The 20,445-nt window shown below is 71.4% G+C and carries 20 protein-coding genes and 1 pseudogene; 1 reads left to right on the forward strand and 20 read right to left on the reverse strand.

Annotated elements, in window-relative coordinates; translation table 11 throughout:
* Positions 1–58: 58 nt before the first annotated feature.
* The 3 genes from QTQ03_RS20045 to QTQ03_RS20055 form a co-directional block, all read right to left on the reverse strand.
* Positions 59–448 carry an ACT domain-containing protein gene (locus QTQ03_RS20045; RefSeq protein ID WP_289279385.1) on the reverse strand — a complete coding sequence of 130 codons (390 nt, stop codon included), beginning with the start codon at positions 446–448 and terminating at the stop codon, positions 59–61.
* A gap of 73 nt (positions 449–521) precedes the next feature.
* The gene (locus tag QTQ03_RS20050) at positions 522–980 is read right to left on the reverse strand and encodes a hypothetical protein (protein ID WP_289279386.1); all 459 of its coding nucleotides are present in this window, start codon (positions 978–980) and stop codon (positions 522–524) included.
* A 178-nt stretch (positions 981–1,158) separates the two neighbouring features.
* The gene (locus tag QTQ03_RS20055) at positions 1,159–1,896 is read right to left on the reverse strand and encodes a hypothetical protein (RefSeq protein ID WP_289279387.1); all 738 of its coding nucleotides are present in this window, start codon (positions 1,894–1,896) and stop codon (positions 1,159–1,161) included.
* A 209-nt stretch (positions 1,897–2,105) separates the two neighbouring features.
* Between QTQ03_RS20055 and QTQ03_RS20060 the strand changes: the two genes are divergently transcribed.
* Complete coding sequence (locus QTQ03_RS20060) at positions 2,106–3,272, forward strand: arginine deiminase (protein ID WP_289280912.1); 1,167 nt, start codon at positions 2,106–2,108, stop codon at positions 3,270–3,272.
* Between the two features lie 76 nt (positions 3,273–3,348).
* Here the strand turns inward: QTQ03_RS20060 and QTQ03_RS20065 are convergent, their stop codons facing one another.
* The 17 genes and pseudogenes from QTQ03_RS20065 to QTQ03_RS20145 all read right to left on the reverse strand — a co-directional run bounded on the left by QTQ03_RS20065 (position 3,349) and on the right by QTQ03_RS20145 (position 20,207).
* Positions 3,349–4,233 carry a DUF5926 family protein gene (locus tag QTQ03_RS20065; RefSeq protein WP_289279388.1) on the reverse strand — a complete coding sequence of 295 codons (885 nt, stop codon included), beginning with the start codon at positions 4,231–4,233 and terminating at the stop codon, positions 3,349–3,351.
* 60 nt (positions 4,234–4,293) lie between these two features.
* Complete coding sequence (locus tag QTQ03_RS20070) at positions 4,294–4,740, reverse strand: ATP-binding protein (RefSeq protein ID WP_289279389.1); 447 nt, start codon at positions 4,738–4,740, stop codon at positions 4,294–4,296.
* A 25-nt stretch (positions 4,741–4,765) separates the two neighbouring features.
* The gene (locus tag QTQ03_RS20075; protein WP_289279390.1) at positions 4,766–6,223 is read right to left on the reverse strand and encodes an ATP-binding protein; all 1,458 of its coding nucleotides are present in this window, start codon (positions 6,221–6,223) and stop codon (positions 4,766–4,768) included.
* A gap of 85 nt (positions 6,224–6,308) precedes the next feature.
* Positions 6,309–7,112, reverse strand: coding sequence for a glycerophosphodiester phosphodiesterase (locus tag QTQ03_RS20080; protein WP_289280913.1), 804 nt, complete (start codon positions 7,110–7,112; stop codon positions 6,309–6,311).
* A gap of 11 nt (positions 7,113–7,123) precedes the next feature.
* Positions 7,124–7,459, reverse strand: a complete 336-nt coding sequence (locus tag QTQ03_RS20085; RefSeq protein WP_289279391.1) for a rhodanese-like domain-containing protein — start codon at positions 7,457–7,459, stop codon at positions 7,124–7,126.
* A 29-nt stretch (positions 7,460–7,488) separates the two neighbouring features.
* A complete protein-coding gene (locus tag QTQ03_RS20090; protein WP_502889791.1) occupies positions 7,489–8,430 on the reverse strand; it encodes an LCP family protein in 942 nt (313 codons plus the stop codon).
* Between the two features lie 250 nt (positions 8,431–8,680).
* Positions 8,681–9,898 carry an LCP family protein gene (locus QTQ03_RS20095; protein WP_289279392.1) on the reverse strand — a complete coding sequence of 406 codons (1,218 nt, stop codon included), beginning with the start codon at positions 9,896–9,898 and terminating at the stop codon, positions 8,681–8,683.
* Positions 9,899–10,096: 198 nt separating this feature from the next.
* Positions 10,097–11,083, reverse strand: coding sequence for an NAD-dependent epimerase/dehydratase family protein (locus QTQ03_RS20100; protein WP_289279393.1), 987 nt, complete (start codon positions 11,081–11,083; stop codon positions 10,097–10,099).
* Between the two features lie 132 nt (positions 11,084–11,215).
* Complete coding sequence (locus tag QTQ03_RS20105) at positions 11,216–12,889, reverse strand: monocarboxylic acid transporter (protein ID WP_289279394.1); 1,674 nt, start codon at positions 12,887–12,889, stop codon at positions 11,216–11,218.
* Complete coding sequence (locus tag QTQ03_RS20110; RefSeq protein WP_289279395.1) at positions 12,867–13,235, reverse strand: DUF485 domain-containing protein; 369 nt, start codon at positions 13,233–13,235, stop codon at positions 12,867–12,869. The genes QTQ03_RS20105 and QTQ03_RS20110 overlap by 23 nt, the downstream gene beginning before the upstream one ends.
* A gap of 216 nt (positions 13,236–13,451) precedes the next feature.
* Positions 13,452–13,997: pseudogene (locus QTQ03_RS20115) on the reverse strand (flavin reductase family protein); the annotation flags it as partial.
* Positions 13,998–14,025: 28 nt separating this feature from the next.
* Complete coding sequence (locus QTQ03_RS20120; RefSeq protein WP_289279396.1) at positions 14,026–14,787, reverse strand: hypothetical protein; 762 nt, start codon at positions 14,785–14,787, stop codon at positions 14,026–14,028.
* Positions 14,780–15,334: a sigma-70 family RNA polymerase sigma factor gene (locus QTQ03_RS20125; protein WP_289280915.1), complete on the reverse strand. Its 555-nt coding sequence runs from the start codon at positions 15,332–15,334 to the stop codon at positions 14,780–14,782. The genes QTQ03_RS20120 and QTQ03_RS20125 overlap by 8 nt, the downstream gene beginning before the upstream one ends.
* A gap of 100 nt (positions 15,335–15,434) precedes the next feature.
* Positions 15,435–17,123: an ABC transporter permease gene (locus QTQ03_RS20130; RefSeq protein ID WP_289279397.1), complete on the reverse strand. Its 1,689-nt coding sequence runs from the start codon at positions 17,121–17,123 to the stop codon at positions 15,435–15,437.
* Entirely contained in the window at positions 17,108–17,872 is a 765-nt protein-coding gene (locus QTQ03_RS20135; protein ID WP_289279398.1) for an ABC transporter ATP-binding protein, read from the reverse strand. Before QTQ03_RS20135 ends, QTQ03_RS20130 begins: the two co-directional genes overlap by 16 nt.
* A gap of 302 nt (positions 17,873–18,174) precedes the next feature.
* Complete coding sequence (locus QTQ03_RS20140) at positions 18,175–19,815, reverse strand: sodium/solute symporter (RefSeq protein WP_289279399.1); 1,641 nt, start codon at positions 19,813–19,815, stop codon at positions 18,175–18,177.
* A 2-nt stretch (positions 19,816–19,817) separates the two neighbouring features.
* The gene (locus QTQ03_RS20145) at positions 19,818–20,207 is read right to left on the reverse strand and encodes a DUF485 domain-containing protein (protein WP_289280916.1); all 390 of its coding nucleotides are present in this window, start codon (positions 20,205–20,207) and stop codon (positions 19,818–19,820) included.
* Positions 20,208–20,445: the final 238 nt, after the last annotated feature.

A 20,445-nucleotide genomic window follows, 5' to 3' on the forward strand; every position in this document is an offset into this window, starting at 1 on the left:
GTCTGGCGGATCACCGCCTGGACACCGCCTCGTACCGTTCAGATCCGAAAGACAGACCCTAGATCAGCACGCGGTGCCCGGCCCGGTCCAGGGCCGTGACGGCCTCGTCCAGGCGTACCGCGGGAACCAGTAGGTAATCGGTGTCGTAGGTGGAGAAGGCGACCATGCTGACTCGTGCTTCGGCCAACGGGTCGACGAGGGTGGCCAGGGTGGCGGAGACGGCGAGGTCGAGCGGGCCGACCACGCGTAGACAACGCCAGGTGGTCTCCACCACGGCCTGCTCGGGTGCCCGGCCGGCGGGGCAGATCACCGAGACCCCCTCGGCGGACCAGCTCACCGTGACGACTTCGCTGTCGCTCAGGCCGCCCGACAGGGCTGGTGGCAGGGTGGAGCCGGCCGCCAGGCGGCAGACGGCATATTCACCCGCGAGCAGAGCGATATCCAGCATGAGGGCACCTTACGGCCTCGGCGAGCGCCCACCCCAGTTTCGCCACGGCGGCGCGCGCCATCCACCGCCCAGGTCAGACCTCGGAGAAGAACGTGAGCGAGCCGGCGACCGCCCCGTCGGCGAGTACCGGGGTGGAGATCGCGTCGACGGTGGCGTCCGGCGCGTCCGGTTCCGCTCCCTGGACCCGGAGCAGGCCGCGGGCCAGCCGACCCGAGGAGAGAGCGAGCAGCGGCGGGATCTTGTCGAGCTCCGGCTCGGTCAACTCGCCGCGATTGGCGGTGAAGTCGAGCAACCGCAGGCCGCCGTCGAGCAACGGGCGACCGATCACGTCCTGCGGGGCGCCGAGGCCGAGCAGCTCGCACCCGGACGCGGAGATGGCGACCACCCGGGCGTCGGCGCCGATCAGCAGACAGGGCTCGTCGGCTGCGGAGACCGTCGAGGACCACTGACCGACGTTGTCGGACCCCTGCTCCGCCGGTGTCCCCGCCGTCGGCACGAACACTTCAGAGAGCGAGAGTTCGACGTGGGCCACCGAGCCTCCTATCCATCTACAACCGACGGTCTGTCCACGCTAGCTGGTCCCAGAGTCTGTCGTTGACCGTGCCGGAGCCACCGGGTGGCCGATGCTGATCCAGTCCCTGACCGGGCGGCCCGGTGACGGCGTGACCCGCGGAGGCCGGCCGGACCGGGACTTGGCGTCGGGGCTGACGTTACCGACGGCCGACCGGCTTGTCAGCGGCCGTTCGGTCCTCCTCGTACCACCGGTAGTCGGCCGCCCGGTAGGTGTTGTTAAGCCAGGTGGCCGGGTGTTGGGCGACCTGCGAGAGCTTCTCGGCGGTGGCCGGGCTGATCCGATTGCCGGCCGCCACGAGCAGTCGGTCGAGTTCCCGATGGGTGGCCATCAGGCAGTCCTTCGGGAGGCCGTAGACGCTGATGACGCCGGAGCCGACGAAGGTCAGCACCGGCGTCACGGGGATCGGTAGCCCCACCGCATCGGAGAGCGCCTCGCTCGAGCGCTTGGCGTCGCGACGGGCCTCGGCCACGTACGGCGGGCGCTTGCCGTTGATCTGCACGACGTCGCCGGCGACCAGCACGCGGGCCCGGCCGTGGTCGGCGATGGTGACCGCGTAGAGGCCACTCGGTCCGATGGCGAGGAACCCGGCGCGGTCGTCACCGCTCTGGTCGCGGAACAGGTCGGCGGCGTCGGTACGGGGCCACTCGATGACGTGCCAGGCTGGACCGAGGTGGTCGAGCTGGCCCAAAGCCCGGGCGCCGGCCGCCTCCAGACGCCGCGCGCCCCGCTCGGCCCGCAGTCGGCGGGCCCACTCCAACGGGGACGGACGGGCCGGTGTGAAAGCCTCCGGGACTTCCGTCCGGGGGTGCGGCACCGCCACGGACGGCAGGGCCCGGGCGGACGGTACGGCTCGTCGAGCGGGAAAGACAGTCATCGCGACCTCCGGCAAAAGGTCCCTCGAAGTTATGTCCTCACTACCCTACGTTGCCACTCCCCCGGGTCGGCAAGTTCAAGCGCCGGAGTGACTGTGGATGAATGCCGTGTTCATCCACGGTTGTTTTGCCGGATGCCGGTAAACCCCTGTCCTACGCTGCGACAGTGACCCACTACGTGGACAGCGAGGTCGGTCGGCTCGGCACGGTCATGCTGCACCGTCCGGGGCCCGAACTCGCCCGGCTCACCCCGCGAAACAGCGACTCCCTCCTGTTCGACGCGATTCCCTGGGTGGGCCGTGCACAGGAGGAGCACGACGCGTTCGCCGGAGCGCTGCGCGAGCGTGGGGTCGAGGTACTTTATCTGTCCGAGCTGTTGACCGAGACGCTGGCCGTCGCGGAGGCCCGGGCCGAACTCACCGGACAGGTGCTGCGCTCGCCACGGCTCGGCGACTCGCTGCGTGCCCGGGTCGCGGACCAGCTCGCGTACCTCGATCCGGCCGCGTTGGCCGGCGTGCTCATCGCCGGCCTGGCCCACGAGGAACTGCGGATCAGCCGGGACCGCCCCGGTGGCCTCGTCTACACGTTGCTGGACCGGCACGACTTCGTCATCGACCCCCTGCCGAACCTGCTCTTCACCCGGGACTCGTCGGTCTGGATCGGCGACCGGGTCGGCGTGACCAGCCTCGCCATGCCGGCCCGCCGCCGGGAGACCACCCTCACCGATGCGATCTACCGGCACCATCCGCGGTTCGTCAGCACCGAATTCGTCTACCACCCGGGGATGGAGCACCTGGAGGGCGGTGACGTGCTGCTGCTCGCCCCCGGCGTGCTGGCGGTCGGGGTGGGCGAGCGGACCACGCCGGCCGGGGCCGAACGCCTCGCCCGTCAGGTCTTCGCCGCGGGTCTGGCACACACCATCCTGGTCGTGCCGATCGCCCAGGAACGGGCCACGATGCACCTGGACACCATCTGCACCATGGTCGACGCCGACGCCGTGTTGATGTACCCGAACATCGCCAGCACGCTGTCCGCGTACACCGTCGTCGCCGGGACGGACGGCGAGGACCCACGGGTGGACGGCCCGGCGCCCTTTCTGCGGGCTGCCGCCGACGCGATGGACCTGGCGCAGCTTCGGGTGATCGACACCGGCCTGGACCCGGTGACCGCCGAGCGCGAGCAGTGGGACGACGGCAACAACACCCTCGCCCTCTCCCCCCGGCTGTGCGTGGGCTACGAGCGCAACACGAAGACCAATGCGCAGTTGGAGCGGGCCGGTATCGAGGTCGTCCCGATCGCCGGCTCCGAGTTGGGCTCCGGCCGGGGCGGCCCCCGGTGCATGTCCTGCCCCATGGTGCGAGCCCCGCTGCACGGGTGAGAAATCGACCTTCCCGCGGCCCCGCCAGGGCTGGGGTTCTTACCCGACAGCGCGCACCGGAGGTGCGTGACTACGGTCAGCGCAGGGTGAGCTGTCGGCCGAGCAGGCCGTGGCGCGCCCGGCGGGTAGCCGCGTCCAGCGGGGTCGGGTCCGCCAGCGCCTCGGCGTAGCGCTTGGCGAACTCCGCGACCGGCTGCTCCCACTCGCCGGCTGGGGTGTCCTCAGGCAGGTCCCAAACCGGTACGAGCCGGCCGTGCGCCCGGAACATCCCGGCGAACCTCGTCTGCTCGCCGAGGGGCAGGCTACCGGCGGCGTTGAGCCGCGCCAGTGCGTCCAGGGCGGCGTCCTCGTCGTCGGGGAGAACCCACCGCACGTGCGCCTTCTCCGGCACCTGGCACCAGTACGCAGCCAGCGCCGTGGCCAGCCGCACGGTCGGGTAGATGGCGGCGTTGGCCCGTTCCAGAGACGCCTGTACCGACGGGTCGTCGGTCGCGCCCGGGTCGAGCCAGAACTCGAAGCCGTCGTGCAGAGTGATTTCCAGTGGGCCGTCGACCAGGACGTCCTGGAGGCGGGGTCCGGGACCGGGCAGCGGTGGCACGGTGACCTGCCCGCCTGGCTCGGTCCGCAGGGCACAGAGCAGCGCCTCGGCCAAATCCCGCGAGACGTCCCCGGACTGCTGGTGCCGCTGGAGGCCGATGAGGACGCGGCCGTCCGGCTTGGTCATGGCCGGTGCCGCCATCGGCAGCACGGTTGCCAGCGCGACCTCCCGATCGCCGTACTCCTCGACGAGGTCGGGCGCGAGCCGCAACGGCGCGGTGGCGGCCGGCACCAGCTCGCGCAGCGCGATCCACTCCGGCTCGTCGGTCAGCCCTTCGAAGGGGCGGGGCACGAAGATGTCTCGTACCTTCTCGCGTTTACCGGTGGTGTCCGCAGCCCGCTGGCTCTTTCGACGCTTGCTCACGGTCGGACAGCCTAGAGGCCGGCGCAGCCGGATGTGGGAGGACCCGCCTGCGCCCGCCGGTCAGGCGACTATCAGGTCGGGCCGCGTGGTGCCGGACGGCTCGAAATCGGCCCAGACGCTCTGGCCGAGCCCATCCCGGTCAACGCCCCAGCGGCTGGCGAGGCCGGAGACGATGTGCAGGCCCCGGCCGTCGATCGCGTCGGGATCGGCCGTCCGGATCCTCGGCCGGGCGGCCGATCCACCGTCGGTGACCCGCAGTTGGACACGCGGACCGGCAGGCGTGCCGCAGAGCCGCCAGGACACCCGGATGACCCCGCCCGGGAGCGGGTCGGCGTGCCGTACCGCGTTGCCCACCAACTCCGCGAAGACCGCCACCAGGTCCGCGAGCAGCGTCGGGGGTACGACGTCGGCCAGCTCGTCGGCGAGCCGGTGCCGCGCCTGCCGTGCCCCCGTCGGATGGTGCGGCACCACCACACACCACGCCCGTTCGGCACCCTCAGTCGACACTGTCGCCCCTCCACACCCCCGCTGGTCACTCGCGGGGCAGCCGTACCTCTGCGACCGTACCGCCACCGGCCTTCGGTCGGAGGGACACCCATCCATTCTGCTGTTCGACGATCCGGCGGACGAGGTAGAGACCGAGGCCGGCCCCGGGGTAGCGGCGGCGGTCGCCGGACTCACCCTGCCAGAACCGGTCGAACGCACGCTCGACGTGCTCGGGGTGGATGCCGATTCCCTGATCGGCGACCCGGAAGGAGACGGTCGGCCCGTCGGCTCTCGCGGCGACATCGATCGAGGTGCCGGACGGCGAGTACTTGCCGGCGTTCGTGCACAGCTCGAGCAGCACGGTCGCCAGGCTCGCCCGGTGACCGAGTGCCTTCGGTAGACCGGCCGGCAGGTCGAGCGTGATGCGGTGGCGCAGCTCGGCGGAGAAGTCGGCCACCGCCGCGCGCAGGGCGTCGGCGAGGTCGAACGGGGCCGGGGGGTCCTCACCCGGGCGCACCTCGGCGGCTGCGGAGAGCAGGCGGTCGACGAGGCGGGCCAGCTCGTTGGCGCGTTGGCCGATCACCCGGGCGGCCAACCGTCGGTCGGCGTCGGTCAGTGACTCCCAATGGTCGGTGAGGGTGTCCGCGTACCCCTTGATGACGGTGACCGGGGTCCGCAGCTCGTGGCTGGTCACCGCGACGAAGAGGTTTCGGTCGCTGTCGCGGCGCTGCTGGTCGGTGGTGTCCCGGAAGGTGACCACCCGGAGCATGCCGGGACCCGGCAGCTCACCCGAGGTGACCCGCAGCCAGCGGCCGTCCGGCAGCCGGTGGTCGAGGACCTGCCCGGACGGCGGAAGCGGGAACGGCAGCGGCTGGTTGAGCGCGTCGGCGGAGGAGCGGCCGGTCACCTGGGCGGCGGCCGGGTTCCAGAGCCGGACGGAGCCGTCCCGGTCAACCACGGCCAGCCCGTCCGCCATCGCGGCCACCACCGGGCCGTCACCGTGTACCGGCAGGCCACTCTGGTCACCGTACATGTGGGCGATGCAGGAGGCGAGATACGCGACCACGCCGCGCTGCTCGGCGTCCGGCCCGTCGCCGTCGGTGGGGTAGAGGGCGTGCAGGCTGCCCACGGCGAGCCCGCCGATCTCGGCCCGGGACACCGTCATCCGGCGCAGTCCGCGCCCGACGAGCGCGTGGGCGAGCTTTCCGGTGAGGCGGTCCATCCGGACCTGCTGCACGCGGGGCCCGGAGAGCAGGCAGACCGTGTCGGGGTCGTCGGCCGGCAGGGGACGGCCGAGCGTCCACTCGGCGGCGCCGGTGGCGGCGATCACCCGACCACCTGTGGGTGCGAACTCGACGAATGCCATGCCGGACGCGCCGAGGGCGCTCTGCGCCACCCGGAGCAACTGACTGAGGACCGGCACGCCTGAGTCCCCACAGTTGATCATCTCGATGACCACGGTGTGGCCGGCGATGAGGGCGGAGAAGTCCGTGCGCTCCGGCATGCCCCGAGTGTCCCCCGCGGACCGGACCCCCGGACACCCCCACCCGGCGGAGTGTTCGGTAGGCAGCCCGTTACCGCTGCAGGCGTCAGGAAGGGCTTCCCTCGCTGAGCCGGGCGAGCGCCTGGGCCGGTCGGTCGGTGATCACCCCGTCCACCCCGGCGGCCGCCACCAGATCCAGGTCGGCGGGATCGTTCACGGTCCAGACGTACACCTGGTTACCGGCGGCGCGCAGCGCCGGCACCAGGTCTGGGCGGGCCCGCACGAGCACGATGCCGGGCCCGGCGATCCGCGTGCCGAACGGCAACCGGCCCAGCCGTAGCCGGCCGGGCAGCGCCTCCAGCAGCAGCACCGTGGGCAGCGCGGGGGTCAGCTCGCGGATCCGGCGTACCGCCAGCAGCGAGAAGGACATCACGGTGACCTGGACCGGATGCCCGGGCCGAGGCTCGGTCAGGCCGTACCGGCGCAGCAGCGTCACCAGACGTCGCTCGACGTCCCGGCCGTGCCGGGCGGGGTGCTTCGTCTCGACCAGCAGCCGGACCGGCCGGCCGGCGGCGAGTACCGCGTCCAGCAGCCGCTCAAGGGTGAGCAGCCGGGTGTGCGACTCGTCGAGCACCTCGTCCCCGTCGGGGAGGGCGCAGCTCGGGTGCCAGGACCCGAAGTCGAGCGCCTCCAGCTCGGCGAGAGTCCGCCCGCTCACCCGGCCGCGTCCGTTGCTGGTCCGGTCGAGGCGGCGGTCGTGGACGCAGACCAGATGTCCGTCGCGGGTCAGCCGGACGTCGCACTCCAGCCCGTCGGCACCCTCGTCGAGCGCCCGCAGGTACGCGGCGAGGGTGTGCTCCGGGAGGTCGTACGACGCGCCGCGGTGCGCGAAGACCAGGGGACGGCCGATGCCCACGCCGGCTACAGGACCCGACCCGGCTGCCCGTCCTCGCCGATCACGGGACGCCCGGCGGCGGCCCACTCGCCCATCCCGCCATCGACGTTGCGCACCTGCTCCCAGCCGTTGCGCATGAGGTACGTGACGACCTGGGCGGATCGCCCGCCGGAGCGACAGATGACCGCCACGTCCCGGTCGCTGGGCACCTCGGCCAGTCGGGACGGCAGCTCCATCATCGGCACGTGGTGGGCTTCCGGAGCGTGGCCGGCGGCCCACTCGTCGTCCTCCCGGACGTCGAGCAGGTACGTGTCGTCGGCGATCTCGGGCACGGTCACGGTGGGTACGCGGGGTCCGAACACGGCTACCAAGCTAGCTCAGCGACCGCCGCTCACAGTCGGGTCACCCAGCGTGGGTGGGCTTGAGCCCACTCCGGCACCTGGGTACCCCGGACCGCTTCGAACAGCCCACTCCCACCGTTTTCCAGCACCACGTACGAGACCTGACCGATGGTCTGTGGCCGGGACGGCACCTGGACGCCGCGCAGGGCGTCCGTTGGTAGGTCGCGTAGCGCGACTACCAGTTCCTCCAGGGGGACGCCGTTGGTGTCCACGATCAGCGAAGCGCCGACGGCCCGGATCATCCGGTCCAGCTGCACGGGGTTGGTTCGCAGTGAGGTCTCGCCGGCCCGTTCCAGCACCGCCCGGAGCAGCTGCTGTTGGTGGGTCTGCCGGTCGTAGTCCCCGTTCGGTAGGTCGTAGCGCTGACGGACGAAGTCCAGGGCGGTGCCGCCGTCCATCTGCTGGCAGCCCGGGGTGAAGACCCGGTCGGTGTGGATCGAGCGGAATTCGGTGTCGACGCACATGCGGACCCCGCCGAGGAGGTCGATGATCTCCCGGAAGCCGGAGAAGTCGATCAAGGCGGCGCCGTCGAACTGGATCCCGGTCAGCCGGGCCAGGGTCGCCGAGAGCAGCCGCGTGCCGGGTTGTCCGCCGCCACCGCGCTCGTACGCCGCATTGATCTTGTCCTGGCCGCCGTCGTAGCCGGCGGTTGCCGGGATGGCGACTAGCAGGTCCCGGGGTATGGAGACCAGGTACGCCGCTCGGCCACCCGCGGGCACGTGCACGATGAGGATGGTGTCCGACCGCCGGTCGGCCGTGCTGCCGCTGCGCCACCGGTCGGTACCGACGATGAGGTAGTTGAGCGGCCCGTCCGGGTCGGTGCCGTCCCGGCGGGCGGTCGGGTCGAGCAGCTGCTCCTGGACCACCGCCCGGCCGTACCGCTCGGTGAGCGTCCGGAGGCCGATCGCGGCGAGGCCGGCCAGCAGTGCCACGGCGAGGCCGAGACCGAGCAGGAGGCGGGGCCAGCGGGGCCGCCCGCGCCGGCCGCCCGCGCCGGCTCGCTCCCGTCCGTCCCGCGACCTGGACGTGTTCCCTCCCCGCCACCCGTACGCGAATACTCCTCACGTCAGGCTACGGGTCGGCGCGAGTACGGTGGCCGGTTCGGCGGAACCCGCCGGTCCGGTCGCACGACCCGGGCCGGTGGTTCCGCCCGCCAGTCCGATCGATCCCGCGGGCCAGGGATCAGTTGCCGCCGCTCTCCTGGTTTGCCTCGACCCAGCCGGCCATGGTGTCCGCGGCCATCGCCTGGAACATGGCGAGCGCCCTCTCCCGATCCGAGATCACCACCGACTCGCCGTTGATCGTGTCGCTGCCGTTGTGTGGGCTGGTCAGGAACGTCAGGTTCTCACCGCGCAGCTTGCGGAACTGCACCGCCGTGTCGACCAGGGAAAACCCCTCGTCGACGGTGACCGCGGCGGTCACCGACCGGAGGAAGTCGTTCAGCTTGACGGGGTTGGTGAGCGTCCCGGTGCTCGCCGCCTTGTCCATCAGCGCGCGGAGGAACTCCTGCTGGTGCCGCATCCGGTCGAAGTCGCCGTTCGGGAACTGCTTGCGCTGCCGGATCCAATCCAGTGCCTCGGCGCCGTTCATGTGGTTGACGCCCTCGGTGAAGGTCCGGTACGGCTTGTGGATCGAGGTGGTCGTGCGTTCCACGGTCAGGTCGACACCGCCGAGCGCGTCGGTGACCTCCTTGAAGCCGGCGAAGTCGATCGCCATCACGTGGTCGAGGCGTACGTCGGTGAAGCACTCCACGGTGCGTACCGCCAGCGGCAGGCCGCCCAGGGCAAACGCCGCGTTGATCTTCCTGCGTTGGCCGGAGCCGCAGTCCGCGCCCGCCTCCGCCGGGATCGGCACGTACAGGTCGCGTGGGATCGACACCAGGTAGGCCTCCTGGTGGTTGCTCGGGACGTGCATCACCATGATCGTGTCAGCGCGCCACTGGCCCGCCTGGTCGACCGGGGCGTCCGGGTCCCGCGAGTCGCTGCCGACCATGAGGATGTTCAGCGCGCCGTCGGTCGTCTTGGCCGGCCGGCCACCGGTGATCTGCGAGAACGGATCGGTACGCGCCAGGTCGTCGTTGAGGCCGCGGGCGTAGAACCAGACGCCGGCGCCACCGAGCAGGGCCAGCACCAGTACCGCGATTCCGGCCACCAGGCCGATCCGACCCCAGCGCGGGCGGGGACCCCGCCGCCTCGGTCGACCGGAACCGCCGTCCCCGCCGCCAGGTCCAGGTCCACCCCGGCCACCCGGGCCACCAGGCGGGGGCACGTCGGCCGTCGGGTACCACCGCGTGTTGCCGGAGCGGGCCCGTCTGCCCGGGCCGGAGCCCGGCACCGGAGCGCGCCCGGCGCTGCGGTGCAGGTGCGGGAGCGGGACACCGGCAGGCATGGTCGCTGACATGCAACTCAGGGTACGTACGTCCGGCTAGCTTCTCCCTGAAGCGGATCCGGCGCCGTCGCCCTCAGTGGTGTCTCGGTTACCCTACGACAGGCATCGTGAGGTGCCGGGCGGCGTGGAAGCGGCATCCGGTGCTCGGCCGCCGGCCTGGCCGCTGGGCCGGGCGGCCAGCGTCTGGGGCCGGGTCGGGCCGGCCAGCGTCTAGGAAGTGTGCCCCAGTCGCTCGCGGAAGTACTCGATCGTGCGTCGGAGGCCCTCTTCGGGCATTACCCGCGGCTCGTAACCGAGGAGGTCCCGGGCGAGTGTGAGATCCGGTCGGCGCATCTCCGGGTCGTCGGCGGAGCGAGTGATGTAGGTCACCTCAGAGTTGCTGTCGCAGAGTGAGACGACCGTCTCGGCCAGCTGCCGCATGCTCAGCTCGTGCTCGGTGCCGCAGTTGATCGGCCCGGTCTCCGTCGAGTCGAGTAGCAGCAGGATGCCCCGCACCAGGTCGTCGACGTAGCAGATCGAGCGGGTCTGGTTGCCGGTCCCGTGCACCGTGATCGGCTCACCCCGCAGGGCCTGCGAGATGAAGGTGGGAACAGCCCGCCCGTCGTCCGGGCGCATCCGCGGCCCGTACGTGTTGAAGATGCGGACGATGGCGGCGTCCAGGCCCCGGCTGCGGCGGTAACCCATCGTGGCGGCCTCGGCGAACCGCTTCGACTCGTCGTAGACGCTGCGTACGCCGATCGGGTTGACGTTGCCCCAGTACGTCTCGCGCTGTGGGTGCTCCTTCGGGTCTCCGTACGCCTCGGAGGTGGAGGCCATCAGGAACCGGGCGCCGTCGGCGACCGCACGTTCGAGCAGGTGCAGGGTGCCGACCGAGCCGACCCGCAGGATCTCCACGGGCAGCTTCTCGAAGTCGGTCGGGCTGGCCGGCGAGGCCATGTGCAGGATCGCGTCGAACCGCTCGGCGAACGCGGAGTGGTGGGTCGGCAGCCCGTCGGCGACGTCTGCCTCGACCAGCGTGAAGGTCGGCGTGTCCGCCAGGTGGGCGACGTTCTCCTTCGATCCGGTGACGAAATTGTCCACCGCGACCACCGCGCACCCGCGGGAGACCAGGACATCGACGAGGTATGACGGCACGAAGCCGGCGCCACCGGTGACGAGAATGCGGTGGCCGGACCCGAAACGCTGCACAACCTTCATGCCGGTCAGGGTACCGATCGGCGCGATCATCGGTCGGGTAAGGAGCGACCCCGGTCCGACGCCAGGCGTCGGACCGGGGCAGGTGAACATTCCGGGTGGTCCGGCACACGCCGCGCAGCCCATCCAGGTCGGTCAGTGCGCGCCCGCGCCGGTGAGCGAGCGCACCTCGAGTTCGGCGTACTTGTCCTCGTCGCGCTCCTTGGAGGTCACCGTGCCGATCCATCCGCACAGGAAGCCGAACGGGATGGAGAGGATGCCCGGGTTCGACAGCGGGAACCACTGCCAGTCCTGGGCGGGGAACATCGACGTCGGCGCGCCGGAGACGACCGGGGAGAAGAACACCAGGAAGACCGCGGCGAACAAGCCGCCATAAATCGCCCATACTGCTCCGGAAGTGTTGAAACGTCTCCAGAACAGGCTGTAGAGGATTGCCGGCAAGTTGCCGGATGCCGCCACCGCGAAGGCGAGCGCCACCAGAAAGGCGACGTTCAGACTCTGCGCGAAGATCGACAGTACGATCGAGACCGCGCCGATCACCAGCGCGGAGATCCGTGCGACCGCGACCTCCTGCCGCTCCGAGGCCGTCCCGTCCTTGATCACGTTGGCGTAGAAGTCGTGCGCCAGGCTCGATGATGACGCCAGGGTGAGGCCCGCGACCACGGCCAGGATGGTCGCGAACGCGACGGCCGCGATGACCGCCAGTAACGTCGCCCCACCCAGATCGCCGCCGAGGAAGTCGACACCGAGTACCTCGGCCAACTGTGGTGCGGCGGTGTTGCCCGCCCGGTCCTGCTCGCGGATGGCGTCGCCGCCGACCAGGGCGGCCGCGCCGAAGCCGAGGGCCAGGGTGAGCAGATAGAAGGTGCCGATGATGCCGATCGCCCAGAGCACGCTCTTGCGGGCCGCCTTGGCGGTCGGCACGGTGTAGAAGCGGATCAGGATGTGCGGCAGGCCGGCGGTGCCGAGCACCAGCGCGACGCCCAGCGAGAGCAGGTCGACCTTGTTGTAGAAGGTCCGTGTCGTGTCGCCGGCGACCTCGACGCCGTACCGTAACCCCGGTTCCAGGAAGGCGCTGCCCTGTCCCGATGCCGCGGCGGCGTCGCCGAGCAGCGACGACAGGTTGAACTTGTATTTCGCGAGCACCAGCAAGGTCATGATGAGGGCGCCGCTCATCAGCAGGAATGCCTTGACGATCTGGACGTAGGTGGTGCCCTTCATGCCACCGACCGTGACATAGATAATCATCAAAGCGCCGACCATGATGATCGTGGCCACCTTCGCGGTGGCGGCGTCCATGCCGAGGAAGGTGGTGCCGGGGCGGATGCCGAGCAGCAGGGCGACCAGAGCGCCGGCGCCGACCATCTGGGCGAGCAGATAGAAGATCGACACCGTGATGGTGGAGACCGCCGCGGCGGTGCGCACCGGGCGCTGCCGCATCCGGAAGGCCAGCACATCGGCCATCGTGTATCGGCCCGAGTTGCGCAGCAGCTCGGCCACCAGCAGCAGCGCCACCAACCAGGCGACCAGGAATCCGATCGAGTAGAGGAAGCCGTCATAGCCGTACAGGGCGATGATGCCGGCGATGCCGAGAAACGACGCCGCCGACATGTAGTCGCCGCCGATCGCCATGCCGTTCTGGAATCCGGAGAAGGACCGGCCGCCGGCGTAGAAGTCGGTGGCGGTCTTGGTCTGCCGGCTCGCCCACACCGTGATCGCGAGCGTAACCGCCACGAAGATGAGAAAGAGAGTGATGGTGAGGTTCCGGGCGGTGGTGTCGCCCCCCTCAGCCGCGAGGACCGCGGTCATGGGTCACCTCCCCGATCTCCGCGCGGATCCGGTCCGCCACCGGGTCGACCCTCCGGTCGGCGTACCGGGAGTAGAGCCAGGCGATGAGGAACGTGGAGACGAACTGGAGCAGACCGAAAACCAACGCGACGTTGATGTTGCCGATGATCCTCGTGCCCATGAGGTCCCGCGCGTACGCGGACAGGATCACGTAGAGGGCGTACCACAGGAAGAACGCGACGGTCATCGGGAAGACGAAGCCGCGCAGTGCGCGCCGCAACCCGGCGAACTCGTCCGATCGCTGGACGGCCAGATAGCGTTCCGTCACCGACTCGGCCGGGGCGGACGCGGGTGTGTCCGTGGACATTCGTGGATCACCACCTTCACAGGCATCGGGAGTTACGCGCACGGTAGGGAGCGCGCTTCGCGCCCGGAAGGGCAGAACTGGTGCCGGTTGGTGGGTGCGCCGAACGGCATGGTGGCTGCGCCGAGTGACCTGGCTCACTCCGGTGACCGGTCGGTCACGGTCCGCCCGACTGGTGCTCCGGCTGGCCCCGGCGGTTCGGCCCGGAGGTGCGGCGGCTCAGGTCAGCTCGCGGTACCGCCCTCGGTAGTGCAGCAGCGGATCCGTCTCCTCGGCCAGCTCGACGGCCTCGATGGTGGCCTCGACCAGCAGACCCCAGCCGTACCCCCGGGCGGTGTCGAGCCGGCATCCCGCCCACCCACCGGCGTCCGGAGGTACCGGGCCGTAGTCGGTGTCGTTCCACCCGCCGGTGGCGAAGAGGCCGCCGGGGGACGGGAAGAGCCCGGCGAACCGGTCCGCGAGCTGCCGGTGCGCCGGACCAAGCGGCGCCACCGCGAAGCGGCCGGCCTGCTCGGCCGCCGCCCAGAAGTCGGACTCCGGGTCGATCAAACCGAGCAGCCGGTCCGGCTCGCCCTCCGCGACCAGGGTCGAGGAGACCGTCAGTCCCGCCGGCCCGGACGCAGTCCAGAGCGTCACCGGCGCCGGCAGGCGGCCCCGCAACCGACGTACGGGGGACCGCTGGCCGGCGGGGACGGCGAACGGATCAGTGTGGTGGATCTCGGCGCCCGGCTCATGATTCACGTGGAACATTCTGCCGTCCCGGGCCCCCGCTGCCCTCGCCCGAGCCCACCGACTACTCGGACAAGGTCAGGACTCCGGTTGCGCGACTGTTCTCGTACGCACCCCTCGGCTCCGGATCGGTCGCTCCCTGACTTTCGTTCCACGACACCACCGCCGAGTATTCACCGACCGCGCCGGTACCCACCTCCGAGCTTCGGACGGACACGGTGAGGTCGAGCATCACGCTGTCCTCAACAGCCAGGATCGCCAACCGGCAGGTGACAGCGGTGGAGCGGTCCTGCGCTACGGAGCCGGCACACCCCCCAGGCAGCGAGGAAGCCGTGACCATTGCCGGCAGGTATACCCGGACCTGCGGATCCGCCGCCCGCTGCGGCCCCAGGTTGCGGATCGTCAGCCGGAGGTTACCCACCGCCCGATCCGCGTCGACCACGGTGAGCCGCACATCGTCGCCGCTGACCGACAGATCGGTGATCCGGGGGTCCTCGCTGATCCAGCCGTCCGGGGGTGCCGGAGTGGAGGCGGTCGTCGCTCCTGGACTGGGCGAAGCCGTCGGTGCCGTCGTGAGCGCGGGAGGTGTGGGACTCGCGGTGTTCGCCGGAGGCACGGGCGGCTCCGGGTCGGTCCAGGTCGCGGCGAGCGCCGGGGCGGCCACCAGTGCTCCCACCAGCACCCCGGCGGCGACGAACCGGGCGGTACGCCGGCGGCTGGCTACCCGCTGAGCAGCGGCCGCGCCGGGCGGCACCACAAGCGGCCCGCCGGCGGTGTACGCGTCGAAGATGTCGTCCAGGTTCAACGTGACGTCGTGCTCAGACACAGGGGTCCTCCGTCCGCGCATCAGTGAGGGCGGTGGCGAGCGCGGCCCGGCCGCGGTGCAGCCAGGACTTCACGGTGCCGAGCGCCACCCCCTCCGCGTCGGCGATCTCGGCGACGCTGACGTCGGCCACGTGGAACAGCACGATCGCCCGCCGCTGGTTATCCGGCAGGGTAGCGAGGGCGTGCGCCAACGCCACCCGGTCTGGTCCGGGCCCGGCAACAATCTGGTCGCGGTGATACCTCGCGTGGGCGCGGGCGGCGCGTAACCGGCGCCAGCGATTCCGCACCACGTTCATGGCGACCTTGCGGACCCACGCCGCCGGTCGGTCGTAGCGGACCAGCTTGTCCCACCGGGCCCAGGCACGGCTGAACGCCTCCTGGACCGCGTCCTGGGCGTGGTCGATGTCGGCTGTGTACGCGTACAGCTGGAGCATCAACGGCTGGAAGTTGGCCGCGTAGAACTCCTCGAAGCTGTCGCCCACGCCCCCCGTGGGCGTGGGCGGCAGCGTCTCCCGAACACCGCCGGGGTCGTGCATCCGCACCATCATGCTGGCGCCTCCCGTGCTGGCCCGCCGCCCGAGCGCGGCTTCGTCCAACACACCCCTTGCCACCGGCCCCGGTTGCGGCCAAACCGGGGCCGCCGACAGATCAGCGGCGCGGGGTGACCGCGGCCAGGAGTTCGGGCTGGCGGCGGTCGAGGACGTCGCCGGCCAGGTAGGCACCCAGCAGCGCCGCACCCAGCCCGTACGCCGCGCCGACCGGCAGGGCCAGCCAGAGCCAGACGTCGCCGAGCAGCGCGGCGGCCACCACCATCGGGATCGCCACGACTGCCGAGGCGAGCATCGACAGCGCGGTCAGGAAACTGCGGGCCACCCCGACGCCGCTGTTGAGGGCGAACGGGTTGCTCGTCTCCGGCAGCGCGTACGGCCCGAGCACCGAGAGGTGTGTGTTGACCGCCAGCCCGGCGCCGTACGTGGCGAGCAGGCTGCCCGCCGTCACGCCGACCCAACCCGGCTCGCCCAGGATCAGGGCGAGCACCACGGAGACGACCACGACCAGCGGCAGCACGTAGAGCGAGAAGGCAGCCATCCGGGCGCGCAACTCCACCTTCCCCGGTACGCCCGCGACCACGTGCGCCGCGTACGCGCTGCCGTCGAAGCCGAACTGGTTGGCCAGGGTGACCGCGGCCAGCACGCCAACGAAGAGCATCGACAGGCTGACCAGCACCGGTGACGACTCCCCCGTGGCCGTGAAACCCTGCTCGTCCACGGTGAATCCAGCCCCGCCGACGTTGACCATCGCCGGCACGAAGAGACCGACCACCGCGAGCGTGATCAGATTCGCCCGCCGCCGGGCGTCCCGCCACCAGTAGCGCGCCTCCCGCGCCACCAGCGCGCCGAACCGATCCCGGGGAAGCCAGCGCAACATGCGGGGGAGGAACTCGGCGACGGCGGTGCCGGTCGTCCCCGGTCGCGCCGCGGCCCCGCCGCTGCTCGCCGCGCCGACCATCGCCGACTCCAGCGAGCGAGACCACCAGGCGAGCAGCGCCACCACGGTGAGCGCGGTGATCAGCAGCTTCACCGGTGCGGCCCAGACCCGGCCCAACGCCACGTCGATGCCCGCGGTCCACGGCGCGCCGAAGGGCGTCCAGCCCACCACGGTCGCCACCGAGGCATACCGGTCCCACTGCGCGTGGCGCAGGGCGGCCATCGCGGCCAGTTGCAGCGGGCCGAACAGCGCTGCGGTCGCGGCCAGCAGCACCCCGGCCAGGTCGCGTACCCGGCGGGACCTCAGCATGGTGGCGAACGCGCTGGTGACCGCTCGGGCGGCGGCGACGCAGAGCAGCAGGCCGGCCAGCACGCCAACCGCCTGCACCACTGCGGCGGACCACCCGCCCAGCGCGCCGGCCGTGACCACCAGGCCGGCGAGCGCCAGCAGCACGGCGACCGCCGGGACGCTGACCAGCGCCGCCGCGAACAGGCCGGTGACCAGTGTCCGGCGGGGCAGCGGAAGCAGCGCGAAGCGGGCCGGGTCCAGCGTCTCGTCGACGCCGAAGAAGACCAGCGGTAGCAGCAGCCAGCCCAGCACCACCAACCCGCCGCCGAACGCCGCGACCAGCATCGCGTACCGATCGCCGCCGGCCAGGCCCGGGGCTGCGAAGAGGAAGAAGCCGGTCGCGGCGAACCAGAGCCCGACCACCGAGCCGACCACGAAAAGGGCGATCCGCCAGCCCTGACCACGGAAGTTGTTGCCCATCACCCGTAGCTTGAGCCGCACGAAGTACCGGGCGGAGACCCGCCGGGCCGGCGCCGTCGGCGCGGTCACCGCGACAGCCACGCCAGCTCCTCGCCAGTCGCCGTGCGGCCGCCGACGACCTCCACGAACACCTGCTCCAGGGAGCGGTCCCCGCGCACCTCGTCCAGCGTGCCGACCCGGATGATCGTGCCCGCGGCGAGGATCGCCACGTGCGAGCAGAGCCGTTCCACCACCTCCATCACATGACTGGAGAACACCACCGTTCCGCCACCGGCCACGTACCGCTGGAGGATGTCCCGGATCAGTGCCGCCGACACCGGGTCCACCGCCTCGAACGGCTCGTCCAGCACCAGCAGCCGCGGCCCGTGCAGCAGCGCGCAGGCCAGGCCGATCTTCTTCTTCATGCCGGCCGAATAGTCCACCACCAGGGTTCGGCCGGCGTCGGCGAGGGCGAGCACGTCCAGCAGCTCCGCCGCCCGCTGGTCGACGACCGCCGGGTCCATGCCGCGTAGCAGACCGTGGTAGGCGAGCAGTTCCGCGCCGGTGAGCCGGTCGAAGAGACGTACACCGTCCGGCATGACGCCGAGCAGCCGCTTCGCCCGGACCGGGTCGGCCCACACGTCGTGCCCGAGCACCCAGGCACGCCCGGCGTCCGGCCGGAGCAGGCCCACCGCCATCGACAGGGTGGTGGTCTTGCCGGCGCCGTTCGGCCCGAGCAGGCCGTAGAACGAACCGGCCGGCACGCTCAGGTCGACGCCAGCCACCGCGATCTTGCTGTCGAAGCGCTTGACCAGGCCGCGCAGCGCGAGGGCGGGGTGCTCACCAGTCATGCGTCCGACCGTATCCGGTCGACACCCGTGTTCCGGTCCGAGCGCTCGGGTCCGTCGTGTAACCGGGGCCACGTGTGGCGGGTGACGGGTCGTTCCTGGTCGTCGTTGAGATCGAGGGCGTAGGAAACAGTTGGGCCGTCGTCCGCCAAGGCGATCTGGTCGCGGAGGTTCGGCTCAAGCGGAAGGACCTGGAGGGGGCGAGGCTGCTGGCAGAGCGTGCCGCGGCGCGTCTCTGCGCCGGCACCGACTCCTGCTGGAGCGACCGCCCGGTCAGGGACCCATCCTGGGGAAGGGGCCGTGGCTCACAGCCGCAGGGACTCGGGGGCGTGTAGGCGGAGCATTGTGGTGCCGACGCCGGCGGGGACGCGGCGGCGGGTGGCCATCGACACGGCCACCATGACGGTGAAGGCGAGCGGCACCGTCCAGGCGGCCGGCTGCGCGGTGAGCGTGGCCGGCCAGCCGGCCAGCGGCGGCCCGAGCACCGTCACCAGCACCGCTCCGATCGCGGCGCCGCCGCCGGCCAGCACACCGGCGGCGGCGCCGAGGTCGGTCAGTCCCCGCCACCAGATGCCGAGCACCAGCAGCGGGCAGAAGCTCGACGCGGCGACTGCGAACGCCAGCCCGACGACCTGCGACACGTCCAAACCGGAGACGTTGAGGGCGAGCATCGCCGGCACCGCCCCGGCGATCACGGTGGCGAGCCGGAACCCGCGGACCGAGCCCCGACCTAGCACGTCCGTCGAGATCACACCGGCGACGCTGGTGAGCAGGCCGGAGGAGGTGGAGAGGAACGCCGCGAACGCCCCGGCGGCGACCAGCGCGGCGAGCAGCCGGCCGGTGACGCCGTCGCCCAGCGCCGTGCCGGGCAGGAGCACCACCACCGCGTCGGTCTGCCCGGTGACCAGCAGGTGCGGGGTGTAGATCCGGCCGAGCACCCCGTAGATGGTGGGGAGCAGATAGAAGGCGCCGACGAGGGCCAGCACGACCAGCGTGGTGCGCCGGGCGGCGGCGCCGTCGGGGTTGGTGTAGAAACGGACCAGCACGTGCGGCAGACCCATGGTGCCCAGGAAAGTGGCCAGGATCAGCGAATACGTGGCGAACAACCCCTGGTCGTCGTCGCTCGCGGTGCTCGGCAGCAGCCAGTCGGAAGCGTCGGTGGCCGCCCCGGAAACCTCCGGCACCGGGTCGCCCGCTCCGAAGGTCAGCTCGTCGCCGGGACGTACCTCCCGGGTGTTCCCGTCCGGCAGGGTGAGCGTCGCGGGATGCTCGACCACCACGGTGGTCGCGGACCGGAACGTCGGGCCGTCGGGCGGGGTGACCGCCGGGCGGTCGTCAGCCTGCCACTGCAACGCCAGGAAGACCGCCGGTACGGCGAGTGCGGTCAGCTTCAGCCAGTACTGAAAGGCCTGGACGAAGGTGATCGCGCGCATGCCGCCGAGCGCCACGTTAGCGGTGACCACCGCGGCCACCACGAGGGCACCCACCGGGTACGGCGAACCGACCACCGTGGCCAGTGTCAGCCCGGCACCCTGCAACTGCGGTACCAGGTACAGCCACCCGATGAAGATCACGAAGACGGTGGCGAGGACGCGCAGTCGCCGCGAGCCCAGCCGCAGCTCGCAGAAGTCGGGCAGGGTGAAGGCGCCCGAGCGGCGCAGCGGCGCGGCCACGAAGAGCAGCAGCGCCAGATACCCGGCGGCGAACCCGACCGGGTACCAGAGCACGTCGACGCCGTACTTGAGGACCAGGCCGGCGATGCCGAGGAAACTCGCGGCCGACAGGTACTCCCCGCCGATCGCGGCGGCGTTCCAGGTCGGGCTGATGGTCCGGGACGCGACCAGGAAGTCGGAGGTGGTGCGGGCCAGCCGCAACCCGTAGAAGCCGATGCAGACGGTGACCAGGGTGACCGCGACGATCGCCGGGACGACGTACCCGTTGCTCACCCTCAGCGCTCCGGTCGCTGAACCAGGTCCGTGAATTCCTGCTCGTTGCGCTCGGCCAGCCGTACGTACGCCCAGCCGACGGCGACCAGGAACGGGAAGGCGGCCACCCCGAGCAGTAGCCACGGCAGGTTCACGCCGAGCACGGTGACCCGGCCGACCGCGGGAGCGACGGCGAACAGCCAGGGCAGCCCGCCGAGTCCGATCGTCACCACCAGCGACAGCCGCAGCGCGAGGGAGAGCTGCGCGCGGACCAGACCGCGGACGAGCGCCTCGCCTACCCGGGTCTGCTGGGCCAGCTCGGTGCGGGTGCGGTCGCTGTGGCTCTCCCGCCGGATCACATCGGCGAGCACGATCCGGGTCCGTGTCGAGGTCGGGGCGGTCTGTGTCGGCACCCGGGCGGCGCCGTCACGCGCCGCCCGGGGCCACGTCCGCGCCCCAGCCTTGGAAACGGGATCGTCGGCAGCGGCCACTCCGGCAGTCTCGCCGGATCACCGGGATTGTCAAGCGGTATGTAGGCGGCCTGTGGACAACCTGTGGAGAATGAGTCACCCCTGTGGATAACTTCCGGGCTCTCCTGGCTGACCTGCGTTGATGGCCGGGCTCGGGTGTGGGTGACCCTGAACCTGTCGA

Source organism: Micromonospora sp. WMMA1363 (assembly GCF_030345795.1).
In the GTDB taxonomy this organism is placed as follows: Bacteria; Actinomycetota; Actinomycetes; order Mycobacteriales; family Micromonosporaceae; genus Micromonospora.

What these genes read in the sequence shown, in the direction of transcription:
- QTQ03_RS20110 (WP_289279395.1), bottom strand. Translation starts at nt 13,235, where the DNA reads ATGTCCACGGACACACCCGCGTCCGCCCCGGCCGAGTCGGTGACGGAA.
- QTQ03_RS20060 (WP_289280912.1), top strand. Translation starts at nt 2,106, where the DNA reads ATGCTGCACCGTCCGGGGCCCGAACTCGCCCGGCTCACCCCGCGAAAC.
- QTQ03_RS20045 (WP_289279385.1), bottom strand. Translation starts at nt 448, where the DNA reads ATGCTGGATATCGCTCTGCTCGCGGGTGAATATGCCGTCTGCCGCCTG.
- QTQ03_RS20100 (WP_289279393.1), bottom strand. Translation starts at nt 11,083, where the DNA reads ATGAAGGTTGTGCAGCGTTTCGGGTCCGGCCACCGCATTCTCGTCACC.
- QTQ03_RS20075 (WP_289279390.1), bottom strand. Translation starts at nt 6,223, where the DNA reads ATGCCGGAGCGCACGGACTTCTCCGCCCTCATCGCCGGCCACACCGTG.
- QTQ03_RS20125 (WP_289280915.1), bottom strand. Translation starts at nt 15,334, where the DNA reads ATGATGGTGCGGATGCACGACCCCGGCGGTGTTCGGGAGACGCTGCCG.
- QTQ03_RS20055 (WP_289279387.1), bottom strand. Translation starts at nt 1,896, where the DNA reads ATGACTGTCTTTCCCGCTCGACGAGCCGTACCGTCCGCCCGGGCCCTG.
- QTQ03_RS20105 (WP_289279394.1), bottom strand. Translation starts at nt 12,889, where the DNA reads ATGACCGCGGTCCTCGCGGCTGAGGGGGGCGACACCACCGCCCGGAAC.
- QTQ03_RS20095 (WP_289279392.1), bottom strand. Translation starts at nt 9,898, where the DNA reads ATGTCAGCGACCATGCCTGCCGGTGTCCCGCTCCCGCACCTGCACCGC.
- QTQ03_RS20135 (WP_289279398.1), bottom strand. Translation starts at nt 17,872, where the DNA reads ATGACTGGTGAGCACCCCGCCCTCGCGCTGCGCGGCCTGGTCAAGCGC.